This is a genomic window from Extibacter sp. GGCC_0201, assembly GCF_017566055.1.
In the GTDB taxonomy this organism is placed as follows: Bacteria; Bacillota; Clostridia; order Lachnospirales; family Lachnospiraceae; genus Extibacter.
Map to the genome: position 1 here is coordinate 43,802 of NZ_JABFCH010000001.1, position 26,375 is coordinate 70,176.

25 protein-coding genes and 1 pseudogene are annotated in these 26,375 nt (G+C 51.0%); 18 read left to right on the forward strand and 8 right to left on the reverse strand.

What is annotated here, in order from left to right; translation table 11 throughout:
- Positions 1–105: 105 nt before the first annotated feature.
- On the forward strand, positions 106–2,370 hold the full coding sequence (locus tag HJV72_RS00195) for an ATP-binding cassette domain-containing protein (RefSeq protein WP_208067750.1): 2,265 nt from the start codon (positions 106–108) through the stop codon (positions 2,368–2,370).
- Positions 2,371–2,598: 228 nt separating this feature from the next.
- Positions 2,599–3,393, forward strand: a complete 795-nt coding sequence (locus HJV72_RS00200) for a methyltransferase domain-containing protein (RefSeq protein ID WP_208067752.1) — start codon at positions 2,599–2,601, stop codon at positions 3,391–3,393.
- Positions 3,394–3,487: 94 nt separating this feature from the next.
- On the opposite strand, the gene HJV72_RS00205 is transcribed toward HJV72_RS00200, so the two are convergent.
- Together HJV72_RS00205 and HJV72_RS00210 are read right to left on the reverse strand one after the other, a co-directional pair.
- Positions 3,488–4,030: a hypothetical protein gene (locus tag HJV72_RS00205; RefSeq protein ID WP_208067754.1), complete on the reverse strand. Its 543-nt coding sequence runs from the start codon at positions 4,028–4,030 to the stop codon at positions 3,488–3,490.
- Positions 4,014–5,261 (reverse strand): helix-turn-helix transcriptional regulator, encoded by a 1,248-nt coding sequence (locus tag HJV72_RS00210; protein ID WP_208067756.1) that lies wholly within the window; start codon positions 5,259–5,261, stop codon positions 4,014–4,016. The genes HJV72_RS00205 and HJV72_RS00210 overlap by 17 nt, the downstream gene beginning before the upstream one ends.
- A 298-nt stretch (positions 5,262–5,559) precedes the next feature.
- Here HJV72_RS00210 and baiB point away from each other — a divergent pair, with 298 nt between their 5' ends.
- The 9 genes from baiB (at position 5,560) to HJV72_RS00255 (ending at position 17,967) form a co-directional block, all read left to right on the forward strand.
- On the forward strand, positions 5,560–7,116 hold the full coding sequence (gene baiB, locus HJV72_RS00215) for a bile acid--CoA ligase BaiB (protein WP_208067758.1): 1,557 nt from the start codon (positions 5,560–5,562) through the stop codon (positions 7,114–7,116).
- A 30-nt stretch (positions 7,117–7,146) separates the two neighbouring features.
- Positions 7,147–9,066 carry a bile acid Fe-S flavoenzyme BaiCD gene (gene baiCD, locus HJV72_RS00220; protein WP_208067760.1) on the forward strand — a complete coding sequence of 640 codons (1,920 nt, stop codon included), beginning with the start codon at positions 7,147–7,149 and terminating at the stop codon, positions 9,064–9,066.
- Positions 9,067–9,116: 50 nt separating this feature from the next.
- Entirely contained in the window at positions 9,117–9,626 is a 510-nt protein-coding gene (baiE, locus tag HJV72_RS00225; protein WP_208067761.1) for a bile acid 7alpha-dehydratase, read from the forward strand.
- A gap of 24 nt (positions 9,627–9,650) precedes the next feature.
- Positions 9,651–10,925 carry a bile acid CoA-transferase BaiF gene (baiF, locus tag HJV72_RS00230; protein ID WP_208067763.1) on the forward strand — a complete coding sequence of 425 codons (1,275 nt, stop codon included), beginning with the start codon at positions 9,651–9,653 and terminating at the stop codon, positions 10,923–10,925.
- A 54-nt stretch (positions 10,926–10,979) separates the two neighbouring features.
- Entirely contained in the window at positions 10,980–12,407 is a 1,428-nt protein-coding gene (locus HJV72_RS00235; protein WP_208067765.1) for an MFS transporter, read from the forward strand.
- Between the two features lie 19 nt (positions 12,408–12,426).
- Positions 12,427–14,412: an NAD(P)/FAD-dependent oxidoreductase gene (locus HJV72_RS00240; protein WP_208067767.1), complete on the forward strand. Its 1,986-nt coding sequence runs from the start codon at positions 12,427–12,429 to the stop codon at positions 14,410–14,412.
- A 65-nt stretch (positions 14,413–14,477) separates the two neighbouring features.
- A complete protein-coding gene (locus HJV72_RS00245) occupies positions 14,478–15,026 on the forward strand; it encodes a nuclear transport factor 2 family protein (RefSeq protein WP_208067768.1) in 549 nt (182 codons plus the stop codon).
- Between the two features lie 469 nt (positions 15,027–15,495).
- Positions 15,496–16,491, forward strand: coding sequence for an SPL family radical SAM protein (locus tag HJV72_RS00250; protein WP_208067769.1), 996 nt, complete (start codon positions 15,496–15,498; stop codon positions 16,489–16,491).
- A 138-nt stretch (positions 16,492–16,629) separates the two neighbouring features.
- Positions 16,630–17,967 carry a glutamate synthase-related protein gene (locus HJV72_RS00255; protein ID WP_208067770.1) on the forward strand — a complete coding sequence of 446 codons (1,338 nt, stop codon included), beginning with the start codon at positions 16,630–16,632 and terminating at the stop codon, positions 17,965–17,967.
- 56 nt (positions 17,968–18,023) lie between these two features.
- Here HJV72_RS00255 and HJV72_RS00260 read toward each other — a convergent pair whose 3' ends face one another.
- Together HJV72_RS00260 and HJV72_RS00265 are read right to left on the reverse strand one after the other, a co-directional pair.
- Positions 18,024–18,539, reverse strand: a complete 516-nt coding sequence (locus tag HJV72_RS00260; RefSeq protein WP_208067771.1) for a VanZ family protein — start codon at positions 18,537–18,539, stop codon at positions 18,024–18,026.
- Positions 18,540–18,652: 113 nt separating this feature from the next.
- Positions 18,653–18,805: a hypothetical protein gene (locus tag HJV72_RS00265; RefSeq protein WP_208067772.1), complete on the reverse strand. Its 153-nt coding sequence runs from the start codon at positions 18,803–18,805 to the stop codon at positions 18,653–18,655.
- A gap of 162 nt (positions 18,806–18,967) precedes the next feature.
- Between HJV72_RS00265 and HJV72_RS00270 the strand changes: the two genes are divergently transcribed.
- From HJV72_RS00270 to HJV72_RS00285, 4 genes are all read left to right on the forward strand, one after another.
- On the forward strand, positions 18,968–19,885 hold the full coding sequence (locus tag HJV72_RS00270; protein ID WP_208067773.1) for a magnesium transporter CorA family protein: 918 nt from the start codon (positions 18,968–18,970) through the stop codon (positions 19,883–19,885).
- Positions 19,886–19,901: 16 nt separating this feature from the next.
- Positions 19,902–20,615 (forward strand): SGNH/GDSL hydrolase family protein, encoded by a 714-nt coding sequence (locus HJV72_RS00275; RefSeq protein WP_208067774.1) that lies wholly within the window; start codon positions 19,902–19,904, stop codon positions 20,613–20,615.
- A gap of 32 nt (positions 20,616–20,647) precedes the next feature.
- Entirely contained in the window at positions 20,648–20,899 is a 252-nt protein-coding gene (locus HJV72_RS00280; protein ID WP_208067776.1) for a hypothetical protein, read from the forward strand.
- 106 nt (positions 20,900–21,005) lie between these two features.
- Complete coding sequence (locus HJV72_RS00285; RefSeq protein WP_208067778.1) at positions 21,006–21,143, forward strand: helix-turn-helix domain-containing protein; 138 nt, start codon at positions 21,006–21,008, stop codon at positions 21,141–21,143.
- 166 nt (positions 21,144–21,309) lie between these two features.
- Here the strand turns inward: HJV72_RS00285 and HJV72_RS00290 are convergent, their stop codons facing one another.
- Positions 21,310–21,816 (reverse strand): hypothetical protein, encoded by a 507-nt coding sequence (locus tag HJV72_RS00290; RefSeq protein ID WP_024738467.1) that lies wholly within the window; start codon positions 21,814–21,816, stop codon positions 21,310–21,312.
- 255 nt (positions 21,817–22,071) lie between these two features.
- Between HJV72_RS00290 and HJV72_RS00295 the strand changes: the two genes are divergently transcribed.
- A complete protein-coding gene (locus HJV72_RS00295; protein WP_024738466.1) occupies positions 22,072–22,290 on the forward strand; it encodes a DUF6061 family protein in 219 nt (72 codons plus the stop codon).
- 79 nt (positions 22,291–22,369) lie between these two features.
- Here HJV72_RS00295 and msrB read toward each other — a convergent pair whose 3' ends face one another.
- Positions 22,370–23,482, reverse strand: coding sequence for a peptide-methionine (R)-S-oxide reductase MsrB (msrB, locus tag HJV72_RS00300; protein WP_024738465.1), 1,113 nt, complete (start codon positions 23,480–23,482; stop codon positions 22,370–22,372).
- Between the two features lie 339 nt (positions 23,483–23,821).
- On the opposite strand from msrB, the gene HJV72_RS20460 reads away from it, so the two are divergent.
- Both HJV72_RS20460 and HJV72_RS00305 read left to right on the forward strand, forming a co-directional pair.
- The gene (locus HJV72_RS20460) at positions 23,822–23,995 is read left to right on the forward strand and encodes a hypothetical protein (RefSeq protein ID WP_442899287.1); all 174 of its coding nucleotides are present in this window, start codon (positions 23,822–23,824) and stop codon (positions 23,993–23,995) included.
- Positions 23,953–24,372 (forward strand): annotated as a pseudogene (locus tag HJV72_RS00305) (transposase); the annotation flags it as partial. The gene HJV72_RS20460 and the pseudogene HJV72_RS00305, both read left to right, overlap by 43 nt.
- A 151-nt stretch (positions 24,373–24,523) precedes the next feature.
- Here the strand turns inward: HJV72_RS00305 and HJV72_RS00310 are convergent.
- Together HJV72_RS00310 and HJV72_RS00315 are read right to left on the reverse strand one after the other, a co-directional pair.
- Positions 24,524–25,483 carry a TlpA disulfide reductase family protein gene (locus HJV72_RS00310; protein ID WP_024738462.1) on the reverse strand — a complete coding sequence of 320 codons (960 nt, stop codon included), beginning with the start codon at positions 25,481–25,483 and terminating at the stop codon, positions 24,524–24,526.
- A complete protein-coding gene (locus HJV72_RS00315) occupies positions 25,480–26,355 on the reverse strand; it encodes a 4Fe-4S binding protein (protein WP_171905564.1) in 876 nt (291 codons plus the stop codon). Before HJV72_RS00315 ends, HJV72_RS00310 begins: the two co-directional genes overlap by 4 nt.
- Positions 26,356–26,375: the final 20 nt, after the last annotated feature.

Sequence of the window (26,375 nt, forward strand, 5' to 3'; positions counted from 1 at the left end):
TCAAGGAGGAAAGACAAAACATTGCAAGAAATGTCAGGAATGGCGTCTCTTTCTGTGCTATAATAAATAAAAGATGCATAAATAAGACCAAAGGAGAAAATAGCAATGGAAAATCCAGTGAGGCAGACGACGGATATTATCGTGCGAGGTCTTACTCAGAATAATCTGAAGCATGTTACATTCCATATACCAAAGGAGAAGATTACAGTATTCACCGGGGTATCCGGCTCCGGCAAATCGAGTATCGTATTTGACACGATCGCGGCAGAGTCGCAGCGGCAGATGAATGCCACTTATCCGGCATTCGTGCGGTCAAGGCTTCCCAAGTACCCGAAGCCGGCAGTAGAACAGATTGACAACCTGACGGCCGCTGTCGTCGTGGACCAATCCCCTCTGGGAGGGAATGCCCGTTCTACGGTAGGAACGATCAGCGGCCTGTATTCCAGCCTCCGGCTGCTGTTTTCAAGAATCGGAAAGCCTTATGCAGGGACAGCCTCCTACTTTTCCTTTAACGATCCGAACGGAATGTGCAAGACGTGTTCCGGACTCGGCAAGATTACCAAAGTCGATATGTCAGCTATACTAGATGTGGAAAAATCATGGAACGAGGGATGTATTAAAGATTCCCTGTATAAGCCAGGTTCCTGGTACTGGAAGCAGTATGCCCAGTCGGGGCTGTTCGATCTGGACAAGCCGGTAAAGGAGTATACAGACGAGGAATACAATCTGCTGCTTTACGGCGCCCGAGATGGAAAGGGAGATCCGGAACATCCCAAAGTGACCGGCATATATCATAAATACACGAAAACACTGTTGAACAGGGATATCAGCAGCAAGAGCAGGCACACCCGGGAGAAATCTCAGAACCTGATTGCTGAGATCGAGTGCACCGACTGCCACGGCAAGAGGCTGAACGAAGCAGCATTAAGCTGTACGATAGACGGCTATTCTATTGCGGACATGTGCGGGATGGAACTGACACAGCTCAGGAAAGTCCTTTCCGAGATAGCTGATCCTACTGTAGGCGTACTGGTACAGACGCTTGTGGAAGGGCTGGACAGAATGATAGAGATCGGGCTTCCCTACCTCCACCTCAACCGCGAGACCCCTTCGCTGTCCGGAGGAGAGGCGCAGCGGCTCAAGCTTGTGCGGTACATGGGCAGCAGCCTGACCGGGATGACCTATATCTTTGATGAGCCGAGTGCAGGGATGCACCCCCGCGACGTCTACCGTATGAACAATCTGCTTCGGCAGCTTCGTGATAAAGGAAATACGGTCCTTGTGGTGGAACACGACAAGGATGTCATATCAATCGCAGACTATGTGATTGACGTTGGGCCACATGCAGGACAAGAAGGCGGAGAGATTGTATTTGCCGGCACTTATCCGGAATTGCTGGAATCCAAAACCCTGACGGGGAATGCGATGCGCCAGTCTCTTCCAGTCAAGCAGACTCCCCGCCGGAGGGCGGGCAGCCTGCCGGTCCGTGGAGCCTGCCTGCACAATCTAAGGAATGTGGACGTGGATATACCGCTTGGCATCATGACTGTTGTAACCGGCGTGGCCGGTTCGGGAAAGAGCACCCTGATATCAAAGGTATTTGCCAGACAGTACGAAAGCGGTGTCGTGATGGTGGATCAGGGACCGATTACAGCGACGAACCGTTCCACCCCGGCGTCCTTCCTTGGTTTCTTTGATGAGATACGTAAGCTGCTGGCACAAGAAAGCGGCAAGGAGGAGGGGCTATTCAGCTTCAATTCCAAAGGCGCCTGCCCGGTGTGCGGCGGCAGGGGAGTGATCGTGACAGAACTTGCTTTCATGGATCCTGTCGTTACAGAGTGTGAGACATGCGGCGGCGTGCGCTATAACGAAGAAGCGCTTGCCTGTACCTACAAAGGGAAAAATATCGTGGAACTGCTGGCTCTGACGGCTTCACAGGCACTGGAAGTGTTCGAGGACGTTAAGATCAGGAAACGGCTGAAAGTGATGCAGCAGGTAGGGCTGTCGTACCTGACGTTAGGCCAGCCTCTTAGCACCTTGTCCGGCGGTGAACGCCAGAGAATCAAGCTGGCTAAGAACCTGGGTAAAAAAGGCAGCATTATCGTGATGGATGAACCGACGACAGGGCTTCATATGTCCGATATCCAGAATCTGCTGAAGCTGTTCGATCTGATTGTGTCCCGCGGAAATACCCTCGTGGTCATCGAACACAATCTGGATGTGATGAAGCAGGCGGACTGGATCATCGACATCGGCCCCGATGGGGGGAACTGCGGAGGGGAGGTCGTATTTACCGGAACGCCGGCAGATATGATTAAGAGCGGGGCGACACTAACTGCAGACAGCCTGCGGGCCTCATGTTCTGGCTAAGGCAGTATGCAGGAGATGGCACTGAGACAAGTGGGCATGCAGGATGAGGATATGCATGATAATTGAGAAAAGGTGGTGAAAATATGGCTGTTATTAGACCTCCCTGCTAGAGGCGGGCACGGGCACGAGGTCCTCCATGGCATAACAGTATGCCTTATTGAACATTAGCAGTTCGATAAGTATAACTTTTAACGACACTGACAACATATAAGATGGAGGATAAGACGTATGAGTATAGATAATAGCATTACAGAACAGAAGCTGGCTGGAGCGCTGACGGCAGAGACGACGGAACTGATTCCGTATCTGCCGTATCTGCTGCAGGATCTGTGGGAGCTCGGAAGCAGCCCCACCGATATGATTCGGCTGGTCAAGGAAAATATAAAGACCAGCAGCGAGACGCAAGTGATCGACCTGGGCTGTGGAAAAGGTGCGGTAACCGTATCTCTGTGCAGGGAACTGGGCGTCAGAGCGAAGGGAATCGATCTGCTCCCGGAGTTCATAGAAGTAGCCAGAGAAAAGGCGAAGGAATTCGGCGTAGCGCATCTGTGTGAATTTGCAGTACAGGATATCAATGTGTCCGTCAGCAGCCTGTCTGGATATGACATTGCGGTTCTGGGCGCGGTCGGCGACGTATTGGGCAATCCGGCAGAGACATTAGGCAAGCTGAAGAAGGTCGTCCGAAGCAATGGATATATCCTGATAGACGAGGCTTTCCTGGAGGGCGAACAGAAAGATGTGAGATACCAGAATTATGAGTATCTGACAAAGGCGCAGTGGAAGGACATCTTCCAGGAGGCAGGCGTCGAGCTGGTTGCAGAACTGACGTACCAGGATAGCCCAGAAGCCGATGAGACAAACGATTACAACAACAGGATGATTCGAAGAAGGGCGGAGGAACTGTCCGAACGATATCCGGATAAAAGACGAATGTTTGAAGGTTATGTAAAGAGCCAGGAAGAAGAATGCGATGACCTGAACGGTGTCATATCGGGTGTCACCTGGCTTCTGAAGCTTCTGTAAGAGAGCGGCGGTTTCATAACGGAACACAAAAGCCCCGCGGCACGGTGATTACCGGGCCGCGGGGCTTTTACGTACGGAAAACATATCTTGATTCTCATTTCTTCCACAGGTCATTATTGTGCGTCTTCTGCATAATTCCCATCAGCTTCATACAGAGGAAGAATTCTGTCTCCCCACCCTGGTGCTTATGTTTTGCGGTAACGGCGACGAGTTCATCAAGAACCTGTTCGGTGCGGATCAGCATCCTCCCTTCAAGAAGGCAGGAGATAGGATCCACATTGAGCCTGAGCTCGTATAGCCGGTAATAGGGGTTTGCCGCCATATACAGGAAGGTGTCATAGCTCAGCCGGCACTTTGTAATCTCCAGCGGTATCTCGCCCGGCTGTACCTGATAGTAGTGGTATGTCCCAAGTACCATAAGCAGGCCTCTTTGGACAGGGTATTCCCTTGTATTTATTATAATCTTACCCTGTCCGCCTCTCACATACAGAAGGGTGATGCCGCTGTTGTTCTTAAGGACGCTTGTATCAGCCACTATTTTGTTCACCGCTGTTATTGGAAACTGGAATTCTTTTTTAGAATAATAAGGCGAACTGGCGAACAGTGGCAGGTAGTTGATATTATTTTTCTTTCCCATTTTGATTTCTCCCTCCACGGTTCCTTTCTCTATATTCACTGGGAGCCATACCGTATATTCTCTTGAACGTTCTTGTAAAGGAGCGGCTGCAGTTAAAGCCGACATTCACCGCGATATCCACGATAGGCAGGCCTGTTGTGAGAAGGAGAGCCTCCGCATGCCTGATACGCGTCAGTATGGCCAGGTCCTTGTAATGGGAACTGAAATTTTCATAGACTAGGTCCCGGATTACGCTTTCTGATATGAATAGCTTTTTGGAGGTCTCCTTAATATCTACCGGTTCCGAATAACTTGAATAAGAGTAGTTGAGCACTTCCATCAGCGTAGTGCTCATAATCATTCCACGATACACGCCCTGTCCGTCATTGAGCAGCAGCTTCCTGTATTCGATAGGTGTCGTCCCCATATATTTTTTAAAGATTCGGTAGAATGCCACATCAGATGGAAAACCGCTGTGGGCGGCCACATAGGAGAGAGACATGCCGTCATATAGCAGCGCGATAGAGGCAATATTCACCCTCACACGGTTGAGGAACTGGGCGAAGCTGTAGCCGCTGATTGTCCGCAGTTCTCTGTTCAGCGCTGCTGCGGTCGAGCCGAAGTGGGAGGCGACACCCTGGGCAGTTATGTCCTCCGCGAAATGTGCGCTTATGTATAGGGCGGCTTTCCAGCCAAGCGGACGCTCGGGCGGGGAATCCGGACGATGGTGCTTCAGGCTCTGATGGATAAAAAAGTTGGCAAATTGTCCGAGTATCGCCACTTTGATCAGAGAGCTTCCGGGGTCAAAGCAGGAATCTTCCTCTTCAAATTCATCAAATAACCCTTCAATCTTATCCAGCCGGTTTCCGTCCAGAGTGATGATAGGGGGTGCATCTATGATTGCGTCTACCGTGTCAGGTGCAGGTTCATGAAAAGTCAGGAAAGAGGACAGCGGATAATCATATACACATACGTTGAGCTTCAGGGGCTGAACAGATTCCGCCTTGATAGTAAAGGTGTGATATGACTGCAGCCAGACGAAAGAACCACGTTTCATAGGGAAAGTGACGCCATTGATGGTTATCGTCCCGCCACCGTCCGTAACTAATATGAAAGTAGATTCATTCTCCGATATAGGGGGTGTAATATCGCTGATGCAGTGCTTCTGGAGACGCAGATACTTGTCCTTCCCTGAAAAAAAAGAATGGACAGGCCTGCCGCAGATTGCTTTCGGTTTTATGGCTTCATTCATCGGTTTCTCTCCTTTTTTAAGTATATTTTACTGATAGATGCCGCATAATTGGAGATTAATTGCGAATTTAATAGTATTATAACATGGTTTGTCCGTAGTTGAGTTAGATTTTATTGGGAAAAGTGAATCTTGGAGGTTGTAATTCATCACGCTATTATCCAATGTCATGCAGTATGAAAATGTTAAAGTTATATCAAAGGAGGGGCAAGGGTTTAAGAGGATATAGATAATGAAATGAGGAGGGGTTAAATATATAGAGTCATAATCAACAAAACCTTGCTCCAAAGGAGAGAGAAATATGAACTTGATGGGTGATTTTTTTAACAAGTTTAATCTGGGGACATCGGATTTTGTCACACCCGGGAAGCAGCTTCAGTATATCTCAAAGCACAAAGCTTATACAACTGCCATTATCTACATAGACAAGGACCGGTCAGTCTCGGAGATTACATGGAAGCAGCTGCATACCCGTTCCAATCAGCTTGCCTGGATGCTGAAGGAACATGGCATTAAAGAAGGCTCTGTGGTGATGGTGGCGTTTCCGAACACAATCGAGCATATCATAGCCGCGTACGCTGTCTGGAAAGCAGGAGGCTGCTATATGCCCATCTCGAGCAAGACAGCAGAATCGGAGCTTGCAGAGATATGTGAAGTCATATCCCTGTCCGGAGCCTTCGCCGACTTCGACGTACCTGATGCAAAGTTCTGCGTAGGCTCCAGGGAGATGTACAAAGTGATGGAACCGTTTTCCGAGAAGACGCTTCCCGATGTGAAGGCTGATCCGAATATGATATCCCTGTCCGGGGGGACGAGCGGGAAGCTGAAGTTCATCCGGCAGAATATGCCAAGCGGAATGACAGACAGCATGCTCCAGAGCTTTTTTGAGATGTCGGGTATGGACTTTGAGATGCGGCAGCTGCTCGTAGGGCCGCTGTTCCACGGTGCTCCCCATTCGATTGCATTCAACGGACTCTTTGCCGGAAACACGCTCGTGATAACGCGCAACCTCTGCCCCGACAACATCGTAAAGCTGATTAGAGAATACAAGATAGAATACATACAGATGGTTCCGACACTTATGAACCGGATCAGCAAGCTGCCCGGCATAGGGAAAGAGGATTTTGAATCGATTAAAGTATTGAACCATACGGGAGGGTACTGTGCACCTTATCTGAAGCGGAAATGGATAGAACTGCTGGCACCGGAAAAAGTGTACGAGATGTACTCCATGACGGAAGTAATCGGGATGACGTGCATCCGGGGTGATGACTGGCTAAAACACCCGGGAAGCGTCGGACTTCCGGTGGGAGGCGGGCAGATATCTATCCGGGATGAAAGCGGTAAGGAACTGCCGCCTTATGAACTGGGGGATATCTATATGACTTCTCCGGGGGAATGCTTCATCACAGAATATATGAATCATGAACCGCTCAAGGTAAGCGAAGGAGGCTTCCGGAGCGTAGGGGATATCGGATATGTGGACGAAGACGGGTATCTGTACTTCTCCGACCGCCGCAGCGATATGCTCGTCATCGGCGGGGAAAATGTATATGCGGCAGAAGTGGAGGCCGCGCTCGTAAGACACGGCAAAGTGATAGACGCGGTTGTTATCGGAATCCCGGATGAAGAATGGGGCAGACGGCTGCACGCCGTGATAGAAGCGGCTGATGAGATTCCTGCAGAGGAGCTCAGGTCATTTCTTGGACAGTATCTGTCTCCGTATAAGATACCGGGGACATTCGAGTATGTCAAGACGATTAAAAGAGGGGACAATGGAAAGGCAGACCGCAAGAGGATACTGTGTGAATGCATGGATAGGGAACAGTGCCTCTGTGGTAATTACACAGGTTGCTAAAACAATTCATATATATCAGGAGGTTAAAAAATGGGTTACGAAGCACTATTTTCACCGTTCAAGGTCAGGGGGCTGGAGCTTAAGAACAGAATCATATTGCCTGGCATGAACACGAAGATGACAAAAAACAAGCACGATGTAGGGGACGACATGATTGCCTACCATGTTGCAAGGGCAAAAGCCGGATGCGCACTCAACATATTCGAATGTGTCGCTTTATGTCCTGCGCCTCATGCCTACATGTACATGGGACTCTACAATGACCATCATGTCAGTCAGCTGAAGAAGCTGACCGACGCGGTACATGAAGTGGGCGGAAAGATGGGAATCCAGCTGTGGCACGGAGGGTTCAGCCCTCAGATGTTCTTCGATGAGACGAATGCATTGGAGTCTCCGGATACGCTCACGGTAGAGCGCATCCATGAAATCGTGAAAGAATTTGGACGCGGGGCAAGGCTTGCCGTACAGGCCGGATTTGACGCGGTGGAGTTCCATGCGGCCCACAGCTATCTGCCTCATGAATTCCTGAGCCCGGGAATGAACAAGCGGACCGACGAGTATGGCGGTAACTTTGAGAACCGCAGCAGGTTCTGCTTTGAAGTCATCAAGGCGATTCGTGAGAACATACCGGATGATATGCCGTTCTTCATGCGTGTCGGCTGTATCGATGAGCTGATGGAACAAGTCATGACAGAGGAAGAGATTGTCGAGTTCATCAACAGGAGTGCGGATCTTGGTGTAGACGTGGCAGATATCTCACGTGGAAACGCCATGTCCTTTGCAACCGTATATGAGGTCCCTCCATTCAACCTGCCCCATGGCTTCAATATAGAGAATATCTACAATATAAAGAAGCAGATCAAGATTCCTGTAGTCGGCGTCGGACGCATCAATACCGGAGAGATGGCGAATAAAGTGATTGAGGAAGGCAAGTTTGACCTTGTAGCCATCGGGCGTGCGCAGCTCGTTGACCCCGAGTGGGTGACAAAAGTACGAGAAGGGAGGGAAGAACTGATACGACACTGTATCGGCTGCGACCAGGGATGTTACGATGCCGTTATCAATCCGAAGATGAGGCACATCACATGTACGAGGAATCCTATGCTCTGCCTGGAGTATAAGGGGCTTCCGAAGACGGATGCGCCGAAGAAGGTGATGATTGCAGGAGGAGGGATGGCAGGACTCCTTGCCGCAGAGGTTCTCAAGAAACGGGGCCATGAGCCGGTTATCTTTGAAGCTTCAGGTGCGCTTGCAGGGCAGTTCACGCTGGCAGGTGTCTCACCGATGAAACAGGACTGGGCCGCCGCTGCAAAATGGGAAGCAGAGGAGATTGGACGTCTCGGCATCGAGTTCCACCTGAATACGGCTGTGACTCCGGAACTGATAGAGGAATTTGCTCCGGACCATGTCATCATCGCCACCGGTTCAGAGTATGTAGCGCCGGCCATTCCAGGCATCGACGGTCCGAATGTATATTCCCAGTATGAAGTGCTCAGAGGAGAAGCCAAGCCTTCCGGCCATGTGGCGGTAATCGGTTGCGGACTCGTAGGAGTGGAAGTTGCAGAGCTGCTCGCGTCCAGAGGGGTCCAGGTCACTGCCATGGAGAAGAAGGGTGTTGGAACCGGACTGAATATGCTCAGAAGGATGTTCATGAACCCGGAATTCAAGCATTACAAGATTGCCAAGATGTCAGGAGCGCTAGTGACAAGCCTGGAGGCGGGAAAGGTAAATTACGAGATCACCGACAGGAAGACAAAGGAGGTAAGCCAGGGGACGCTGGAATGCGATGCAGTGGTCATCTGCACTGGAATCACATCTCGTCCATGCGAGGAACTGAAAACGAAGTGCGAGGCGTCCGGCATTCCGGTGCAGGTCATCGGAGATGCCGCGGCTGCCAGAGACGCAAGAGAAGCCGCCTTCGAAGGATATGAAACGGCAATGTCACTGTAACTGTAACGGCCAAAGCCATAGCAAGAATGAAAAAAGAAAGGATGACCGATATGAGTATAGAAGAAAGATTAGAAGCAATGGAAAAAGAGATTCAGAGATTAAAAGATATTGAAGAGATCAAAAAATTGAAAGGCCAGTATTTCCGCTGCCTTGACGGCAAATTTTGGGATGAATTGGAGACGACATTATCTCCAAACATCGTGACCTCTTACTCCGATGGCAAGCTCGTGTTTCACGGGCCCAAGGAGGTCACAGATTATTTCAAGAAAACAATGCCGAAAGAGGAGATCAGCATGCACATGGGGCATACGCCGGAAATTACGATAGACAGCGATACTACCGCGACCGGAAAATGGTATCTGGAAGATAAGCTTATCTTTACCGAAGGAAGCAAATATGCAGGAGCAGGAGTCAACGGCGGAGCGTTCTATACGGATAAGTATGAGAAGGTGGACGGGAAATGGTACATTCTCGAGACGGGATATCTGCGCGTATACGAAGAACACTTTTTCCGTGACCCGAAGATCAATATAACGATGAACATGCATAAAACGAAATAATCAAAGAAAAGGAGAGATAAAAAGATGGCTGGATTAAAAGATTTTCCAAAATTTGGCGCCCTTGCAGGGCTGAAAATACTTGATAGCGGGTCTAACATAGCAGGACCTCTGGGCGGAGGCCTCCTAGCTGAATGTGGTGCCACCGTCATCCACTTTGAAGGTCCCAAGAAACCTGACAACCAGCGGGGCTGGTATGGTTATCCTCAAAATCATAGGAATCAGCTTTCTATGGTAGCTGACATCAAATCCGAGGAAGGCCGAGACATATTCCTGAAGCTGATTCAATGGGCGGATATATGGGTGGAATCTTCCAAAGGCGGGCAGTATGACCGGCTTGGACTTTCCGATGAAGAGATCTGGAAAGTCAATCCTAAGATTGCTATCGTACACGTATCAGGGTACGGGCAGACAGGCGACCCAAGCTATGTGACACGTGCTTCTTATGACGCGGTTGGGCAGGCGTTCAGCGGATACATGTCTCTGAACGGGACGACAGAGGCGCTGAAGATCAACCCGTACCTGAGCGACTTTGCGTGTGGCCTGACTACGTGCTGGGCGATGCTGGCATGCTATGTGAGCACGATTCTGACCGGAAAAGGAGAATCTGTAGATATCGCCCAGTACGAGGCGCTTGCCCGCATAATGGACGGACGGGTGATGCAGTATGCAACGGATGGCGTCAAAGTACCAAGGACCGGCAATAAAGACGGGCAGGCAGCGCTTTTCAGCTTCTATACATGCAAGGATAATAGGACCATATTCATCGGCATGACAGGGGCGGAAGTGTGTAAGCGGGGCTTTCCGATTATCGGTCTGCCGGTGCCAGGTTCAGGGGATCCGGACTTCCCGGAGGGATTCACGGGCTGGCTGATTGATTCTCCGGTAGGACGCCGTATGGAAGCAGCGATGGAAGCCTATGTCGCAGAACACACGATGGAAGAAGTCGAGGCTGTCATGCAGGAGAACCAGATTCCATGCCAGAGAGTGTATGAGCTGGAGGACTGTATCAGCGATCCGCACTGGAAGGCGCGCGAGACGATTACGGAATGGGATGACCCGATGCTTGGGCATGTCACTGGACTCGGGCTTATCAATAAGTTCAAGAACAATCCTTCCAAAATTTGGAGAGGGGCTCCGCTGTTCGGCATGGATAACAGAGATATCCTGAGAGATTTGGGATATACGGACGAGGAGATAGACGGATTGTATGCAAAAGGCATCACGAATGAATTTGACAGGGACACGACGATAAAGCGCTACCGTCTGAAGGAAGTGATTCCTCATATGAAGGATGAATAGCACCGGTCCCCAGTGGTACTACATACTGGTCATATATGCTAAAGGAGAGAGATTATGAATACTGCAACCAAATCGAACTATAAGAAGGGTTTTATCCCATATGCGGTAGCCGCACTTCTTGTCAGCCTTATCGGTGGATTTACAGCCGTTCTGGGCCCGGCATTTGTCGCGGATATCGGGATTGATTACAGTAATACGACATGGATTTCACTGGCACTGGCGATGTCCACCGCAGCCTGCGCGCCTATCCTGGGCAAGCTTGGCGACGTTCTTGGACGGCGCACGACATTGCTGCTCGGCATCCTGATATTCACGGCAGGAAATGCTCTGACTGCAGTTGCCACTTCGCTGGCCTTCATGCTGGCGGCACGGTTTATCGTAGGTATCGGAACTGCCGCAATCTCGCCGGTAGTCATGGCATACATCGTCACAGAGTATCCGCCGGAGGAGACGGGAAAAGGCTTTGCGGTCTATATGCTCATATCAAGCGGTGCTGTCGTCATCGGACCTACGTGCGGCGGCCTCATCATGAATGCGGCTGGCTGGCGTGTGATGATGTGGGTATGCGTGACGCTCTGTGCGGCCGTATTTTTCATCTGTATGTTTATGATTAAGAAGACAGCGTTCCAGAAGAGGAAACTGACGGACTTTGACCGTGTCGGTTCTGTTCTTGTCCTCATATTCTTCAGCTTGCTTCTGTGCGTACCGTCCTTCGGACAGAATATCGGATGGGGCTCCGTGCAGTTTATCTGCGTTGCGGCTGTTGCAGCGGTATCTCTGCTCTGCCTTATCTTTGTGGAGAGGAAAGCGGGCAACCCTATATTCAATGGAACGTTCATGGCACGCAAGGCATTTATCCTGCCGGTCATCATACTTTTCCTGACCCAGGGCCTTATGCAGGCAAACATGACGAATGTCATCGTATTCGTACGCTATACGCAGCCGGATAATGTCATCATATCCAGCTTTGCAATCTCTATCATGTACATCGGCATGTCGTTAGGTTCCGTGATTATAGGGCCGATGGCAGACAAGAAGGAGCCAAGGACCGTTCTTACCTTCTCCCTGCTGCTGACAGGTATCGGCTGCGGCATCATGTATTTCTTTACAGAGGGGTCTTCGGTTGCCGCATTTGCGGCAGCGCTTGGTATTCTTGGTGTCGGACTGGGAGGCAATGCGACTATCTTCATGAAGGTGGCACTGTCGGGACTGTCGAACGAGGTCGCCGGTTCAGGCACTGGTACATATGGACTGTTCCGTGACATATCGGCGCCGTTTGGCGTCGCCGTATTCGTGCCACTGTTCACGAACGGCGTGACAAGCCGCATGACGGAGGCCGTTGCCGGAGGAGCCAGCGAGGGGGCGGCTACTTTGCTGGCGGCAGTGTCATCAATCAAGACGCTTACCATCATCGAGCTTGGCTGCGTAGCAGCAGGTATTGTCGCAGTTCGGATGCTGCCGAGAATACATCAGAAGAATTAAAGAAAAGAGGTATTTTTACATGGATATGAAAGATTCCAAACTATTTTCCCCGCTTAAGGTCGGTTCCCTGACCCTTAAGAACCGGGTAGGCATGGCTCCTATGAGCATGGATTACGAGGCGGAAGACGGTACGGTGCCGAAGAAGCTGGCGGACATATTTGTCCGCCGGGCGGAAGGCGGAACGGGTTATGTCGTCATAGACGCTGTTACGGTAGACCGTAATTACCAGTACATCGGTAATACGACATGCCTTGACTCAGACAGCCTTGTGCCTCAGTTTAAGGAATTTGCAGACAGGGTAAGCGCTGCCGGCAGTACGCTCATTCCGCAGATTATCCATCCAGGTCCGGAATCTATCTGCGGGTTCCGGAAGATACCGCCGCTTGGCCCGTCTGTGAATACGAATGCCAACTGCCATGTGAGCCGTTCCATAAGCATTGATGAGATACATACGGTCATACGGCAGTTCGGAGCGGCTGCACGGCGTGCGGAAGAAGCCGGATGCGGGGGCATCTCCCTGCACTGTGCGCATGCATATATGCTTCCCGGGGCTTTTCTGTCTCCGCTTCGCAACAAACGTATGGATGAGTACGGAGGCTGTCTTGACAACCGGGCCAGGTTCATCATCGAAGTGATAGAAGAGGTCAGAAGAAATGTCAGCGCAGATTATCCGGTGTTCCTGAGAATCTCGGGGGACGAACGGGCCGAGGGAGGAAACTCTCTGGAAGATATGCTCTATCTGGCACCGAAGTTTGAGGCGGCGGGCGTGAATCTGCTGGAAGTGTCCGGAGGGACCCAGTATGAAGGGCTGGAATACATCATTCCAAGCCAGAGCAAACGCATCGGCATGAACATCTATGAGGCTGCTGAAATCAAGAAAGTGGTCGGCATACCCGTCTATGCGGTAGGGAAGATCAACGATATCAGGTATGCGGCCGATATCGTGGAGAGGGGAATCGTGGACGGCGTATCCATAGGACGGCCGCTGCTTGCGGATCCGGACCTGTGCAACAAGGCTTACGAGAACCGCTTTGATGATATCACCCCCTGTGGAAGCTGCGGCGGCAGCTGTATCACCAGATCGGCCCAGAGCCCGCAGTGCCGCTGCCATATCAATCCCCTCGTGGGCAGGGAGTATGATTATCCGGCGGTACCGGCCCAAAAGCCGAAGAAGACGCTGATTATCGGGGCGGGCCCCGGAGGAATGTATGCGGCTGTCACCGCTGCGGAGCGGGGGCACAGCGTCACCGTCTGGGAAGCTGACGATACAATCGGGGGCCAGCTTAACATGGCGGTCGTATCACCCGGCAAGCAGGAGATGACGAAGTGGCTCGTCCACCTGAATTACAGGGCTAAAAAGGCGGGGGTCGAGTTCTTGTTTGACAAAGAGGCGACGGTGGAAGATGTGAAGGAGTTTGCCCCTGATGCTGTCATCGTGGCAACGGGCGCCAGGCCTCTCGTGCCTCCAATCAAAGGTACGAAGGAGTATCCCGTGCTCACGGCTCATGATTTCCTGCGCGGCAGATTCGTCATTCCGAAGGGGCGTGTCTGTGTCCTCGGAGGCGGTGCTGTGGCGTGCGAGACTGCAGAGACGATACTTGCGAATGCTCGGCCAAATGCATTTACGAGGGGCTATGATGCCAGCATCGGGGATGTAGAAGTGACGCTTGTCGAGATGCTGCCTCAGCTTTTGACCGGCGTATGCGAGCCGAACCGTGCGCCGATGCTGCGTAAGCTTAAAAAAGGCGGGGTACAGATCAATGTGAATACGAAGATCCTGGAAGTTACGGACCATGACGTGAAAGTGCAGCGCAGCGACGGAACGGAAGAATGGATGAAAGGCTTCGACTATATCCTCTTCGGGCTTGGTTCGAGGAACTATGACCCGCTTTCCGACAGCCTGAAAGAATTTGTCCCGGAAGTGCATGTCATCGGCGATGCCGTGCGGGCGCGTCAGGCAAGCTATGCCATGTGGGAAGGATTTGAAGCTGCCTATGGTCTGTAGCGGGCGCTATGAACCGTCGGCTTTCGGGCTGCGGCACATGTTTCGGCTAAAAGGAGGCGGAGAAAATGGCGGTAAAGATCATGTCCAGGGAACAGAAAGATGACGCTTTGATTATGGAAGTCATCAGGAATGCACGGAAACAGGACTATACGCCGGATTTATTATGTGAGCTTCAGAAAGTGGTTGAGACGAAATACTACTACTGGTGGCTCATGGATATGAAAAAAGAGGAATGTGCAAGAGAGCTGTTTGCTAAGGACTTCTCATACTATTATAATGGCTATCTCGTGACAGAAGACGGTGCAGAGCAGGCAAAGACATCCAAGTGGACCAATTCGTCGCTCGTGACGATGCATATGGGCCATCAGCCTATGGTATGGCTTATAGATCAGACCCATGCCCGCGGCATATTCCAGTATGAAGACCATCATGTGTCTATAGAAGACGGCAGCGTGATAGAGACATGGATGGTATATTGCGATGATTTTAAGAAGTATGAGGATGGCAGCTGGCATATCAGCACGATGCGCATGTACCCGAAGCAGTCCGACGGCCGGTACCGTAATCCCTTCCCGCCGGACGGCTGGACACCTGAGGGATGGGAGCAGGGTTAAGGCCGTATCCCATCCACTGTTATATATCTGATGCCAATGATACGCTTAAGACCCAATACGACAGTGTCTTCATAACGAAGAGAAGGAGTAAGCACGAGGATCTCCCCGATTTCACCGGGAATCCGGCGGCTTACTCTTTTTCTGTCTATGCGGCGCTCCGCCGCTTTCCTGTCAGCAAACCTTGCTGTTATCTCCGGTACGCCCGTTCACGAATTTGGAGAATAGGCCTCGACTAGGATTGTCTCCAGATGCTTTTTCGTCATATACTCTTTCAGTGCTTTTTCATATATTATATGCATTCCCATGCTCCTTCCTGTCCATCTCGCGTGTCGCCATTTTAGATTGCCCCGGACAGTAATATTTTACCATGAACTGATGAAATGTGATATAAAAACTACTGCCAGGTTATAATAGGAGCAGAAAAACGGCTGGGAATAGGACATGTTCGCAGCGACAGAAAGGAAAAATCATGAGATTTGATGCAGTATATTATGAACCGGACAGTTTGGATTATCCCCTTGGGAAGAAGCTGAAGGAACAGTTTGGCAGCCTGCCCTGGATTCCTATCGAGAGCCATAATGCAATTCAGGAGATGAGGGACAAGCCCAATTCTGAGTTTGGCCGTATGAAGCGGAACCTCATCATCGGCACACGGAAAACGCACAAGTACGTGGAGAACCATAAAGTCTCAGATTATCTTGTCCCATATACATCATCCGGCTGTACGGCCATGTGCCTGTACTGCTATCTCGTGTGTAATTATAACAAATGCGCTTATCTTAGGCTCTTTGTGAACCGGGAGCAGATGTTGGACCGTCTGATCAGACAGGGGGAGAAAAGCGGCAGTTTGCTGACGTTTGAAATAGGGAGCAACAGCGACCTTATACTGGAGAATACGATTACGGGCAATCTGGAGTATACGATACCCAGATTCGCGCGCGAAGGAAGGGGAAAGCTTACTTTTCCGACAAAGTTCGATATGGTAGAGCCGCTTCTTGATCTGGAACACAGGGGTAAGGTCATATTTCGCATGAGCGTAAATCCACAGCCTCTGATTCAAAAGGTGGAGCTGGGTACTTCAGGCCTTTTCCAGAGGATAGATGCCGTTAACCAGATGTGCGCGGCAGGGTATCCGTGCGGCCTGCTGATAGCACCAGTGATACTTGCAGAAGGGTGGAAGGAGATGTATACCGGCCTTCTTAAGGAGCTGGACGAAGGGCTGAGCGGACAGATGAGAGAGCAGATGTTTATCGAAATCATACTCATGACATATTCTTATATACACCGTGCCATCAACAGCGAAGCCTTTCCCCAGGCACCGGATCTGTATGACAAAGAGCTAATGACCGGCAGAGGAAGAGGCAGGTACTGTTACCGGGCGGAAGTACGGGCGGAAGCAGAAGCTTTTTTCAGGACGGAAGTGAAGAGGATACTGGGGGACGTGCAGATACTCTATATAAGCTGATTAATAAGGCTGCATGCCAGATGAGGCTTTGAAGAATGGGAAGAAGCGTGGTATACTTGACATAGAATGACGCACCTGATGCACGGAAGCGGTCATGTTCGCGGTACAGCCGCAAAGCATCGGAGAAGGAGGAAGTCTATGGCAAGATATAAGTGCAGCGTATGTGGATTCGTATATGATGAAGAGAAAGAGGGGAGGAAGCTGACGGAGCTAGAGGCCTGTCCTGCCTGCAGGCAGCCGAAAGATTCCTTCCGGGAGTTAGAGGAAGAGGCCGGAAGGATGGTGGGATGTACTTACCGTTATATGGAGACGATTCAGCAGATGGCCGCCTCCGGGCGTCCGGTCATAGAAGCGATGGGGACGCAGATGCCGGTCCCGGGATTTGATGACATCCTGATACTGGGTGCGCAGCTGAATCCGCCCCCGCTTGATGCAGGGGAAGAAGTCAGTATCAAGACTGTAATAGGCAAAAAGGCGGAGCGCCCGATGGTGCTGGAAGGACCGGTGTACGTATCGCACATGTCGTTCGGAGCGCTTTCCAAAGAGGCCAAGACTGCGCTTTCAAAAGGCAGCGCGACGGCCCGGACAGCGATGTGCAGCGGAGAGGGTGGTATCCTTCCGGAAGAAAAGGACGCTGCCTATAAATACATATTCGAGTATGTGCCGAACAGGTACAGCGTGACGCCAAAGAACCTGAGGGAAGCAGACGCGATAGAGATTAAGATTGGACAGGGGACCAAGCCTGGCATGGGCGGCCATCTTCCAGGAGACAAAGTCACCCCGGAAATTGCCAAAGTGAGGAATAAGCCGCTTGGCAAGGACGTTATCAGTCCATCCAGATTTGAAGATATTACGACGAAGGAAGAGCTGAAGGAGCTGGTGGAACAGCTTCGCATATCATCGGAAGGGCGCCCGATAGGTATCAAGATTGCGGCAGGGCGTATTGAGAAGGATTTGGAATATTGCGTATATGCGGAACCTGACTTTATTACGATTGACGGCCGCGGTGGTGCCACTGGCGCCAGTCCCAGGATTATCCGGGATGCCACGAGCGTGCCGGCTGTCTATGCGCTGCACCGGGCTAAGAAGTATCTTGATGCGGCCGGGGCCGACATCGACCTCGTCATGACAGGAGGCTTTCGTGTGTCATCGGATGCCGTGAAGGCGATAGCTATGGGAGCGACAGCCGTAGCGGTCGCATCCGCGGCGATGGTTGCAGCGGGCTGCCAGCAGTTCAGAGACTGCGGCAGCGGCAGATGTCCCGCGGGGATAGCGACACAGGATGAAGTGCTGAGGGCGAGATTTGACGCACAGGCGGCTGCCATTCGTGTCGGCAATTATTTTATGGCGATGTTTGAAGAGATTCGGACATTTGCCAGGATAACCGGACACAGGGATATCCATAATCTGACCGTAGAAGACCTGTGCACGACAAGCCGGGATATCGCGGACTATACCGACATTCCCCATGCATAAGCAGAGACGAAGGAGCGATATCCTATTGGGCCGGATTCCAACAGGATATCGCTCCTCTATAAGTTACAGACGATGAGCACAAAGATGAGCACACAGAGGCATGCCGTTCCGACGGCTGCCAGTATATTGAATATCTTATTCGCCTTTTCTTCTGATTGCAGAAGCCTGCAGACACCTGCATAGATACCGATACCGATGGTTCCGCCCAGGGTATTATCGATAAGATCCGTGATATCGGTAGCGCCGACTGCCAGGACATACTGCATAACTTCCAGAAAAAGACTGTAAGAAGCAATCATCAGTATCTTTTTAGATATGGAAAGGCGTCCTTTCAGCATACAAAGATAGATGCCTGCCGGTACGAAGACGAGTATATTCTGGAATATCTCCGATAGCTGTACCTTCCCATTTACGATAACAGAACCACCATATGGTACAAGATTTATGCTGCGCATATGCCCGAATCCTGCCAGGGATAGCTGCATCTTAAACAGGATAATCCATGTGATAAGTATTACATATATAATCATGAGTACCAGAGTCAGTTTAGTGCGGCTTTGCTTTTGTTTCATATTATGTCCCTCCTCAGTATCTATCATTGTAAATAATAAAAATGAATTTAAGAGAAGGTATTTCTTAATATATTTTTAAATATCCGATAAACCGGCCAGCCGGATGCTTTCGTCTATGTCCTCTCTATCAGCTTTTCGATTGCCCGGCGCATGGATTCTATCTCTTCGGGAGATACGTCGAACGATGTAAAACGTGTCTCCTGTTCGATCCGCGCGGCTTCCGCGTCAAATTCTCTTCTGATTATATGTTCAATGTCTTCTTTCATAAAAATGATACCTCCAAAACCATCATATAACAAAATAAGCCTGTACACATATGGTAAAATATGTAAATTAGTGTTGGGAGCATTGTTTTCAAATATTATATTTATATTTTCCGGATTGTGGTATGATAGATATAGATTCATGTTTAAACAGGAGGTGGCAGGATGCGGTACCGGCTGAATGGAAGCATAGAGCCGATCGGCGGCGATGAGGAGATCGGTGACGACGAGTCGCTGGTCGAGATTATAACATCTGAGCAATATGAAGACGGATACAAGAAGCACTTCCAGAAGAAGATGCTTTTGAATATTTATCACACGCACTACTGCAGGGCGGATCTGCTGAAGGACTGTGTCATCGGGACCTTCGTCATTCCTCGTAAGGATGACCTGCTTGGGACATATACGACATTCGGATTCTACATGACGACGGAAAAGCTGGTGCTCGTAGATGATTCCGGCATAATTGAAAAGCTCGTAAAGCATATGGCGGAAGCGCTGACCGTGGAAAAGACGTACACGGCACATTTTTTCTTTGAACTCATGGAATATCTTGTCAAGGAAGACGTCATCTTTCTCCAGAATTATGAAAAGAAGCTCTCAGAGCTGGAGGGCGTGCTGCTTCAAGGCGTTATCAATGATTTTGACAAGAAGATGCTCGCCATCAGGAAAGAACTGCTGGCACTGCAGTCATATTACCAGCAGCTAACGGATGTGAGCGAGACGCTGGAAGAGAATCAGAACCATATGTTTGAGGAGGAGGACTGCAGAATATTCGACCTGTATTCTAAGAGGGCGGACCGGCTGTTCGACAATACGAGACGGCTGCAGGAATATTCGCTTCAGCTGCGTGAGATGTATGAGTCGCAGATTGATATCAGGCAGAACAAGATAATGAAGTTCCTGACGGTAGTCACGACGATATTCCTTCCGCTTTCGCTGATTGCGGGCTGGTATGGCATGAACTTCGTCGGTATGCCAGAGCTTTCAAGCCCTTACGGATATGCGGTGGTAATTATCGTAAGTATTGCGATTATCCTGGTGGAAATCTGGCTGTTCCGGATAAAGAAATGGTTTGACTAGTAAGGAGGCCGGCGGGATGACATTATGTATAGGCGACAGCATAACACTGGGAATGATGGGATATTCATATATTCCTTTTGCCGATAAGAAGCAGCAGCTTGTGAATCTCGGAGTGAACGGTGAATCTCTGCTAGGAGGTGTCCGGAGGCTTCGCAGATATATGAGGAAACGTGCCTATAGAGAAGCAGATACGGTCATCTTCTCTCTTGGGACGAATGATATACTGCTTCCTTATCTTGGAAACCGGTCCCGCTTCTGGCAGATACAGTACAGGCTCCGGAATATCATCCGCAGATTCAGCAGCGATATCGGGGAATTTGCCGGATATTATGAGGAAGCTGTCAGACAGATGAAGCATAACGGATATAAGGTTGTGCTTGTGGGCCTTCCCTATATTCAGCTTGCAGACTATCCGCTTGGAAAGGTCGAGGCTTATAACAGCTGTATCAGGAGCGTGGCAAGAACATATGATGCAGAATTTATCGACATATATGAGATGCAGAAAAAGCGCGTGCACCGGGACAGGACCTGCAGCTGGGGAAAGCTGAACGCAGGGAGGATTGCGGACGGACTATACATGCTGCTGTTTCCGCGGAGGAAGGATTCGCTTTCCCGCAGGAGAGGCCTTGACGTGACCGTGGACGGCGTACACTTTAACTCCAGGTCCGCCAGGATGCTGGCAGAGGCTGTCGGGCGTGCAATGGAGAGGGCAGGAGTTAAGACCGTATAGAGATAAGAAGTGGCTGAAAGGAGGAACGGCATATGTTCTGGAATAAAGAAGAGGTATTTATGACGATGGAGGCCGGGCGCTATGCGAAAGCCAGAGCGATTCTGGAAGATAATGGGATACCATACACGGTAAAGACGAAAAGCTCCGGAGGCTATAGTGCAAATTCACACAGGATGGGAAGGTTTGGAGAGAAGTTTGACCACAGTATCACATATTACATCTATACGAAGAAAGAGATAGCAGAGAGTGCGAGATATCATATACAGAGCAATCTGAACAGATGAAAGGAAGTTTCCGTTTTGGAAACTTTCTTTCTTTTTGTTGCATCATATTCCGTTGAATATGCAGATAATCATACTATAATGGATAGTAGGAAAGGAGAGAGATAGAATGGTTAATATGAACCTTGGAAAAAATATAATGAAATACAGAAGGGAGACGGGAATTACGCAGGAGCAGCTGGCTGAATATATGGGCGTGTCCAAATCTTCCGTATCAAAATGGGAAACCGGAGTTTCCCAAAGTTAAAGATACTATACCCAAATCCACGCTTACGTTACTTCCAGAACACGCTGTTGTGCGGTTACTCGGAATCGAGTGCCAGTTCTTGGTTACCTCTTGACAAAGAGAGCGTGTCATCTATATGAATAGCAACCGGCAGGTGCTTTCACACACCTGCCGGTTGTTGATGTTTTCACGAATCGAATTGAATCAGGACTGTTGGCTCATCAATGATGTCCCTGTCCGCTTTGATCTCAAACCCAACTTCGATCTCACTGATGTCAGAGACCGAGGCAATCTGATTCTCCTCCAGCGATGATTCCTGCAGTCTGATCTCTAGCGCGGCAGATTCTCCGTCAGCAAGCTCTGCGCTGTAGAAAGAGTAGTCTGTCATGTAGCCATTTACAGAGAGCGAATCGTACGTGTCATCAATCGTGAGAGTTCTCCCACTTGTATTCTCGGCGAGCATGAGTACATACATATCGGAGCTGTATTCGGACGAGTCTTCCAATATGGTCTTTGCGACAATTCGCAATCCGTTATTTCGATAGACCTCCTCGCCTGTGGCATCATATCCTGTGTCCACACCGGGAACCATGATTTCGATAGAACGTTCCTCTGCGATATAGTTCCCGTTGGGGTCAAGCTGATTCAGCGACAGGGCAACAGAGCCGACCTCGTTGATACCATAGATGCTCAAGTCTTGAGCTTTGATTTAGGGTTATAAAATGCACTCTCGATGCACTTTTCATCCAAATAATCCACGTATTTCGGGCTGTACATAGGTTCCTTACGAATTTTGTAGCCGTTTTGTAGCCAGCTATTTTATACGTACTAACCGTTCGCAACGATTTATTTTGAATGATTTGCAGCAGATTTCGATATGATTCCCGCCAATAATCACCCGGAAATTGACCGCCTGATTCACCTCAAAAAACATCTTGGAGGTATGACCATGAGCAAACTTATATCCTATCAATTCAACATAGACACAGCCTGCGTAGAATTGGTTTTTGACGATAGAAGCCAGATTTCCATTGACTTCACCGCCGTTGAAAGCGAAGCTGCTGACAACCGCTTCCAGCAGTCAGAGCTGGATTATCTGATCTACAATGACCCGCTTGCTTATGCCGATCTGATTCTGAACAGCAAGCTGAACGTCCTGTTTGAATAAACCGACATGAGCATAAACGACAGCGTCCCGGTTCATAATGATTGGGACGCTGCTTATTATATCATTGTATTTTGCGAACTCATTCCTCGAACAGATACAGAAGATATCCGTAGCCCTCTGCTTTCATCTTTGCGTAAGGCACAAAGCGGAGGGACGCGCTGTTGATGCAGTAGCGCACGCCATTGGGGGACTCCGGATCGCCGGTGAACAAATGACCAAGGTGAGAATCTCCGGCACGGCTTCTGACCTCTGTGCGGCGCATGCCATGGCTCAGGTCCTCCAGTTCCACTACGGCGGGCTCTTCAATGGGCTTTGTGAAAGCCGGCCAGCCGCAGCCGCTCTCAAACTTATCCGTGGAGGAAAAGAGCGGCTCGCCGGTGACGACATCCACATAGATGCCCTTTTCAAACTTATCCCAGAACTCGCCTGTGAAAGCGCGCTCCGTGCCGCTCTCCTGCGTAACACGGTACTGCTCCGCCGTCAGCTTGTCCCGGATGGATTCCGCCGCGGGCTTCTGATAGTCGCCCGGATCGATGCGCAGCCGGGAAAACAGCTCCATCTCCGCGCGCGGGATGTGGCAGTAGCCGTTCGGGTTCTTTTCGAGGTAGTTCTGGTGGTACTCCTCGGCGGGGTAGTAGTTCTTGAGTGGGCCGATCTCCACGAAGAACTTTTCACTGCGTCCCCGCTCGATCTCCGCGATGCGCTCCACCGTTTCCTTCGCGCTTTCGTTGGTGTAATAGACACCGGTCTGATACTGGCTGCCCCGGTCGTTGCCCTGCCGGTTCTCCACCGTGGGGTCGATCACATAGAAGTAGGCCAGCAGCAGGGCGTCGAGACTCACCTGTCCGGGGTCATACTCCACCCGCACGGCCTCCCGAAAGCCGGTCTCGCCCTTGCAGACGGTCTTGTAATCGGCGTCCGCCTCGCAGGTGCCGTTGGCATAGCCGCTCTCGGCATCGATGACGCCGGGAATAGACTGCATCAGCTGTTCCATTCCCCAGAAGCAGCCGCCCGCCAGATATATGACATTTTCCGTGGTATCCATATACATGCTTCCTTCACCGGACATATCAGAGGGCTGTCCGGTCATTTCCTTCTCGTCCATTTTCTGCGGCATATTTTTCTGCCCGGCAGTGCAGCCGCTCAGCAGCAGTACCGCGGTGAGCAGAAGCGGCAATACTCTCCGATACATGGTGTATCCCTCCTATTACAATAAATTTGGACAGGAAAGCCGGGCAGCCAGTCCGGCTTTCTCTCCATCTCGTGCCTAAGCTACAATAAGGGGAGCAACTGGCTGACCAATCCCTCCTTGGGCTTTTATGTCCGTTCGAAAGACTGTCAGCCATCCTCTTGTTGTAGCGTTCGATTTGAGCAGGTTGAGCCACCGGATGCCGGAGAGTTCGTGTCACCCAATAGATTGAATCGGCAGCGAGAAAAGATGGATTTCCGGTTGCAGATTCTTGGTATTGGAGGAATGTGAATGAACTGCGTTGGCATCGATGTTTCCAAGGGCAAGAGCACGATTGCAGTCATGCGGCCCTTTGGAGAGGTAGTGGTTTCACCCTTTGAAGTGTGCCACACCGTCAATGAACTGAGCGAGCTGGCAAGGCAACTCAAAAGCTTGGACGGTGAGACCCGTGTGGTGATGGAATCCACAGGTAATTGCAGTCCCTGGCGGCTTCTCTGCCGGAGTATCCTATGGTGATGGAGATGTTTGGTGTTGGCCCCACTCTCGGCCCACAACTCATGGCTGAAATTGGAGATGTGCGCCGTTTTCATTCCAAGAAAGCGCTGGTGGCCTTTGCGGGCATTGACGCCCCGCCATACCAATCCGGCCAAATAGATGTCCGCAGCCGCAGCATTTCCAAGAGGGGATCTGCCTCCCTGCGCAGGACACTCTTTCTGGTGATGGGCGTCCTCCTGCAATGCGCTCCAATGGATGAGCCAGTTTACCAGTTCATGGACAAGAAACGCTCTGAAGGCAAACCCTACCGTGTCTACATGATGGCCTCCGCAAATAAGTTCCTGCGTATCTACTACGCTTCTGTGAAAGCCTACTTGGATTCTCTGGAACATGACTGATTTTCCTGCGCTATACCATCTGGCTGGCCGCCGTTTTAATTTTGAAATGCACAGCGGCTTAATTTTGTGCTGCCTTTTTGCCGCTCCCCCAAATCTGAAATTTCTACTTGACTTTTGTTAGCAGGTCTTTCTGAGAAGATGAATTCGTTTGTCAGCCCATATCGGCAGCAAGAGCCTGGTCGATGAGCTTTTGCAGCGTCTCCGCCTGCTTCTTTTCCGTGATGGCGCCTACGATGGGGTCACCCACGATATTGCCGCTGCGGTCGACCACATAGGTGGTGGGATAGGCAAAGATGTTGGTGGTAAACTTTCCCGCCTCACCGTCGGAGTCAAAATACACATTCTGATAGGTGGCGCCCTTCTTGGCAAGCACATCCTTCGCCTCGGAAATTGCCGCTTCGTCGCCGTCCAGAGTGAAGGTGTTGACGCCGATGAGGGAGCCGCCCTTCTTCGCAAGCTCCTTGTTCAGTGCGTCCAGCTCGGAAAGCTCGCCCACGCAGGGATTGCAGGTGGTGAACCAGAAATTCACCACGGTGACGGCGTTGGCGGAGAACAGCTCGTCGCTCTTCACCGTGTTGCCATCCAGGTCCTTGCCCTCAAAGGTGGGGAACTTCTGCATACTGCCGTCGTCGGGAGGGTTGCTCGTGTCGCTGCCCGCGGGCATACTCATATCGCCGTCCATGGATTGCTGCACAATCTCGGGGTACTTTTCCTCCAGCGCGGTCAGCTTGTTTTCGATATTGCTGATCTCCGTGGCGGCCTCCTTCAGCCACTCATACTCCTTGTCGGTGAACTGCTCTTTAGCGGCCTCGACGGTATCCAACAGGAAGTCGCCGTAGTTTTTTCCGTCCTCGATCATGGCCATGCCCTTGTCGGCCTCCATAAAGACCTTTTCCCACAGCTCGGTATTTTCCGACAGGAGCGCGTTCTCCCGCTCCAGCAGCTCCTTGTGCAGGGCGAGAGCCTCCTCGGCGGTTTTCGGCTCGCCGGTCATGGCGGAGCCGTTGCCGCTCATGTCGCCCATCTTGTCATTGTTCTTCGTGCCGCAGGCCGCCAGGGCCAGCACCATCAGCACGGCAAAAGCCAGTGCAAAAATTCTCTTCATGTTCATTTTGATTCCTCCATCGTTGTTTTCTTTGTTGTTTCTTTCCCGCTGCCGAAGCTGTAACGGAAGCACACTGCTTTCGTCGGACAAGCGCGGATGCACATTCCGCAGCGGATGCACTCGGTATGGTTGGGCGTTTTTGTCACGTCCACGTCCATCTTGCAGGCTCTGGCGCATTTCCCGCAGGAGATGCACTTATTCTTGTCCACCTTCATCTGGAAGAGGGACACCCGGTTGAACAGCGCGTAGAATGCGCCAAGCGGGCAGAGCCACTTGCAAAACGGCCGGTAGAACAGCACACTCAGCACGATCACCGACAGCAGAATGCTGAATTTCCATGTAAACAGCTTGCCCAGCGCCGCCCGGATGCCGGCATTGGCAAGGGACAGCGGGATGGCTCCCTCCAGCACACCCTGGGGGCAGAGGTATTTGCAGAAGAACGGGTCTCCCATGCCAACATCGTTCACAAGGAACGCCGGCAGCAGGAAAACCATCACCAGCAGGACAGCGTACTTGAGGTATGTCAGGGGCTTGAGCTTCTTTGTGGAGAGCTTCTTTGTCGGGATCTTATGCAGCAGCTCCTGAAACCACCCGAAGGGGCAGAGAAAGCCGCAGATAAAGCGCCCCAGCAGCACGCCCAGCAGGATGAGGAAGCCTGTGATATAATAGGAAAAGCTGAACTTGGACGAGCCCACCACCGCCTGAAACGCCCCGATGGGACAGGCTCCGGAGGCCGCCGGACAGGAGTAGCAGTTCAGCCCCGGCACGCAGACGGTCTTCCCCGCCCCCTGATACAGTCCGCCCTTGAGAAAGTTCGGCAGATGCAGGTTGGTCAGCAGCGTCGCCCCCGCCTGAATCCAGCCCCGGAAGCGGGACATGGTCTGTGAAACGCCTGAAA

Excerpts from the sequence above, each read along its gene's own strand:
- HJV72_RS00195 (WP_208067750.1), top strand. The coding sequence starts at position 106 with ATGGAAAATCCAGTGAGGCAGACGACGGATATTATCGTGCGAGGTCTT.
- HJV72_RS00200 (WP_208067752.1), top strand. The coding sequence starts at position 2,599 with ATGAGTATAGATAATAGCATTACAGAACAGAAGCTGGCTGGAGCGCTG.
- HJV72_RS00205 (WP_208067754.1), bottom strand. The coding sequence starts at position 4,030 with ATGGGAAAGAAAAATAATATCAACTACCTGCCACTGTTCGCCAGTTCG.
- HJV72_RS00210 (WP_208067756.1), bottom strand. The coding sequence starts at position 5,261 with ATGAATGAAGCCATAAAACCGAAAGCAATCTGCGGCAGGCCTGTCCAT.
- baiB (WP_208067758.1), top strand. The coding sequence starts at position 5,560 with ATGAACTTGATGGGTGATTTTTTTAACAAGTTTAATCTGGGGACATCG.
- baiCD (WP_208067760.1), top strand. The coding sequence starts at position 7,147 with ATGGGTTACGAAGCACTATTTTCACCGTTCAAGGTCAGGGGGCTGGAG.
- baiE (WP_208067761.1), top strand. The coding sequence starts at position 9,117 with ATGAGTATAGAAGAAAGATTAGAAGCAATGGAAAAAGAGATTCAGAGA.
- baiF (WP_208067763.1), top strand. The coding sequence starts at position 9,651 with ATGGCTGGATTAAAAGATTTTCCAAAATTTGGCGCCCTTGCAGGGCTG.
- HJV72_RS00235 (WP_208067765.1), top strand. The coding sequence starts at position 10,980 with ATGAATACTGCAACCAAATCGAACTATAAGAAGGGTTTTATCCCATAT.
- HJV72_RS00240 (WP_208067767.1), top strand. The coding sequence starts at position 12,427 with ATGGATATGAAAGATTCCAAACTATTTTCCCCGCTTAAGGTCGGTTCC.
- HJV72_RS00245 (WP_208067768.1), top strand. The coding sequence starts at position 14,478 with ATGGCGGTAAAGATCATGTCCAGGGAACAGAAAGATGACGCTTTGATT.
- HJV72_RS00250 (WP_208067769.1), top strand. The coding sequence starts at position 15,496 with ATGAGATTTGATGCAGTATATTATGAACCGGACAGTTTGGATTATCCC.
- HJV72_RS00255 (WP_208067770.1), top strand. The coding sequence starts at position 16,630 with ATGGCAAGATATAAGTGCAGCGTATGTGGATTCGTATATGATGAAGAG.
- HJV72_RS00260 (WP_208067771.1), bottom strand. The coding sequence starts at position 18,539 with ATGAAACAAAAGCAAAGCCGCACTAAACTGACTCTGGTACTCATGATT.
- HJV72_RS00265 (WP_208067772.1), bottom strand. The coding sequence starts at position 18,805 with ATGAAAGAAGACATTGAACATATAATCAGAAGAGAATTTGACGCGGAA.
- HJV72_RS00270 (WP_208067773.1), top strand. The coding sequence starts at position 18,968 with ATGCGGTACCGGCTGAATGGAAGCATAGAGCCGATCGGCGGCGATGAG.
- HJV72_RS00275 (WP_208067774.1), top strand. The coding sequence starts at position 19,902 with ATGACATTATGTATAGGCGACAGCATAACACTGGGAATGATGGGATAT.
- HJV72_RS00280 (WP_208067776.1), top strand. The coding sequence starts at position 20,648 with ATGTTCTGGAATAAAGAAGAGGTATTTATGACGATGGAGGCCGGGCGC.
- HJV72_RS00285 (WP_208067778.1), top strand. The coding sequence starts at position 21,006 with ATGGTTAATATGAACCTTGGAAAAAATATAATGAAATACAGAAGGGAG.
- HJV72_RS00295 (WP_024738466.1), top strand. The coding sequence starts at position 22,072 with ATGAGCAAACTTATATCCTATCAATTCAACATAGACACAGCCTGCGTA.
- msrB (WP_024738465.1), bottom strand. The coding sequence starts at position 23,482 with ATGTATCGGAGAGTATTGCCGCTTCTGCTCACCGCGGTACTGCTGCTG.
- HJV72_RS20460 (WP_442899287.1), top strand. The coding sequence starts at position 23,822 with ATGCGGCCCTTTGGAGAGGTAGTGGTTTCACCCTTTGAAGTGTGCCAC.
- HJV72_RS00310 (WP_024738462.1), bottom strand. The coding sequence starts at position 25,483 with ATGAACATGAAGAGAATTTTTGCACTGGCTTTTGCCGTGCTGATGGTG.
- HJV72_RS00315 (WP_171905564.1), bottom strand. The coding sequence starts at position 26,355 with ATGTCCCGCTTCCGGGGCTGGATTCAGGCGGGGGCGACGCTGCTGACC.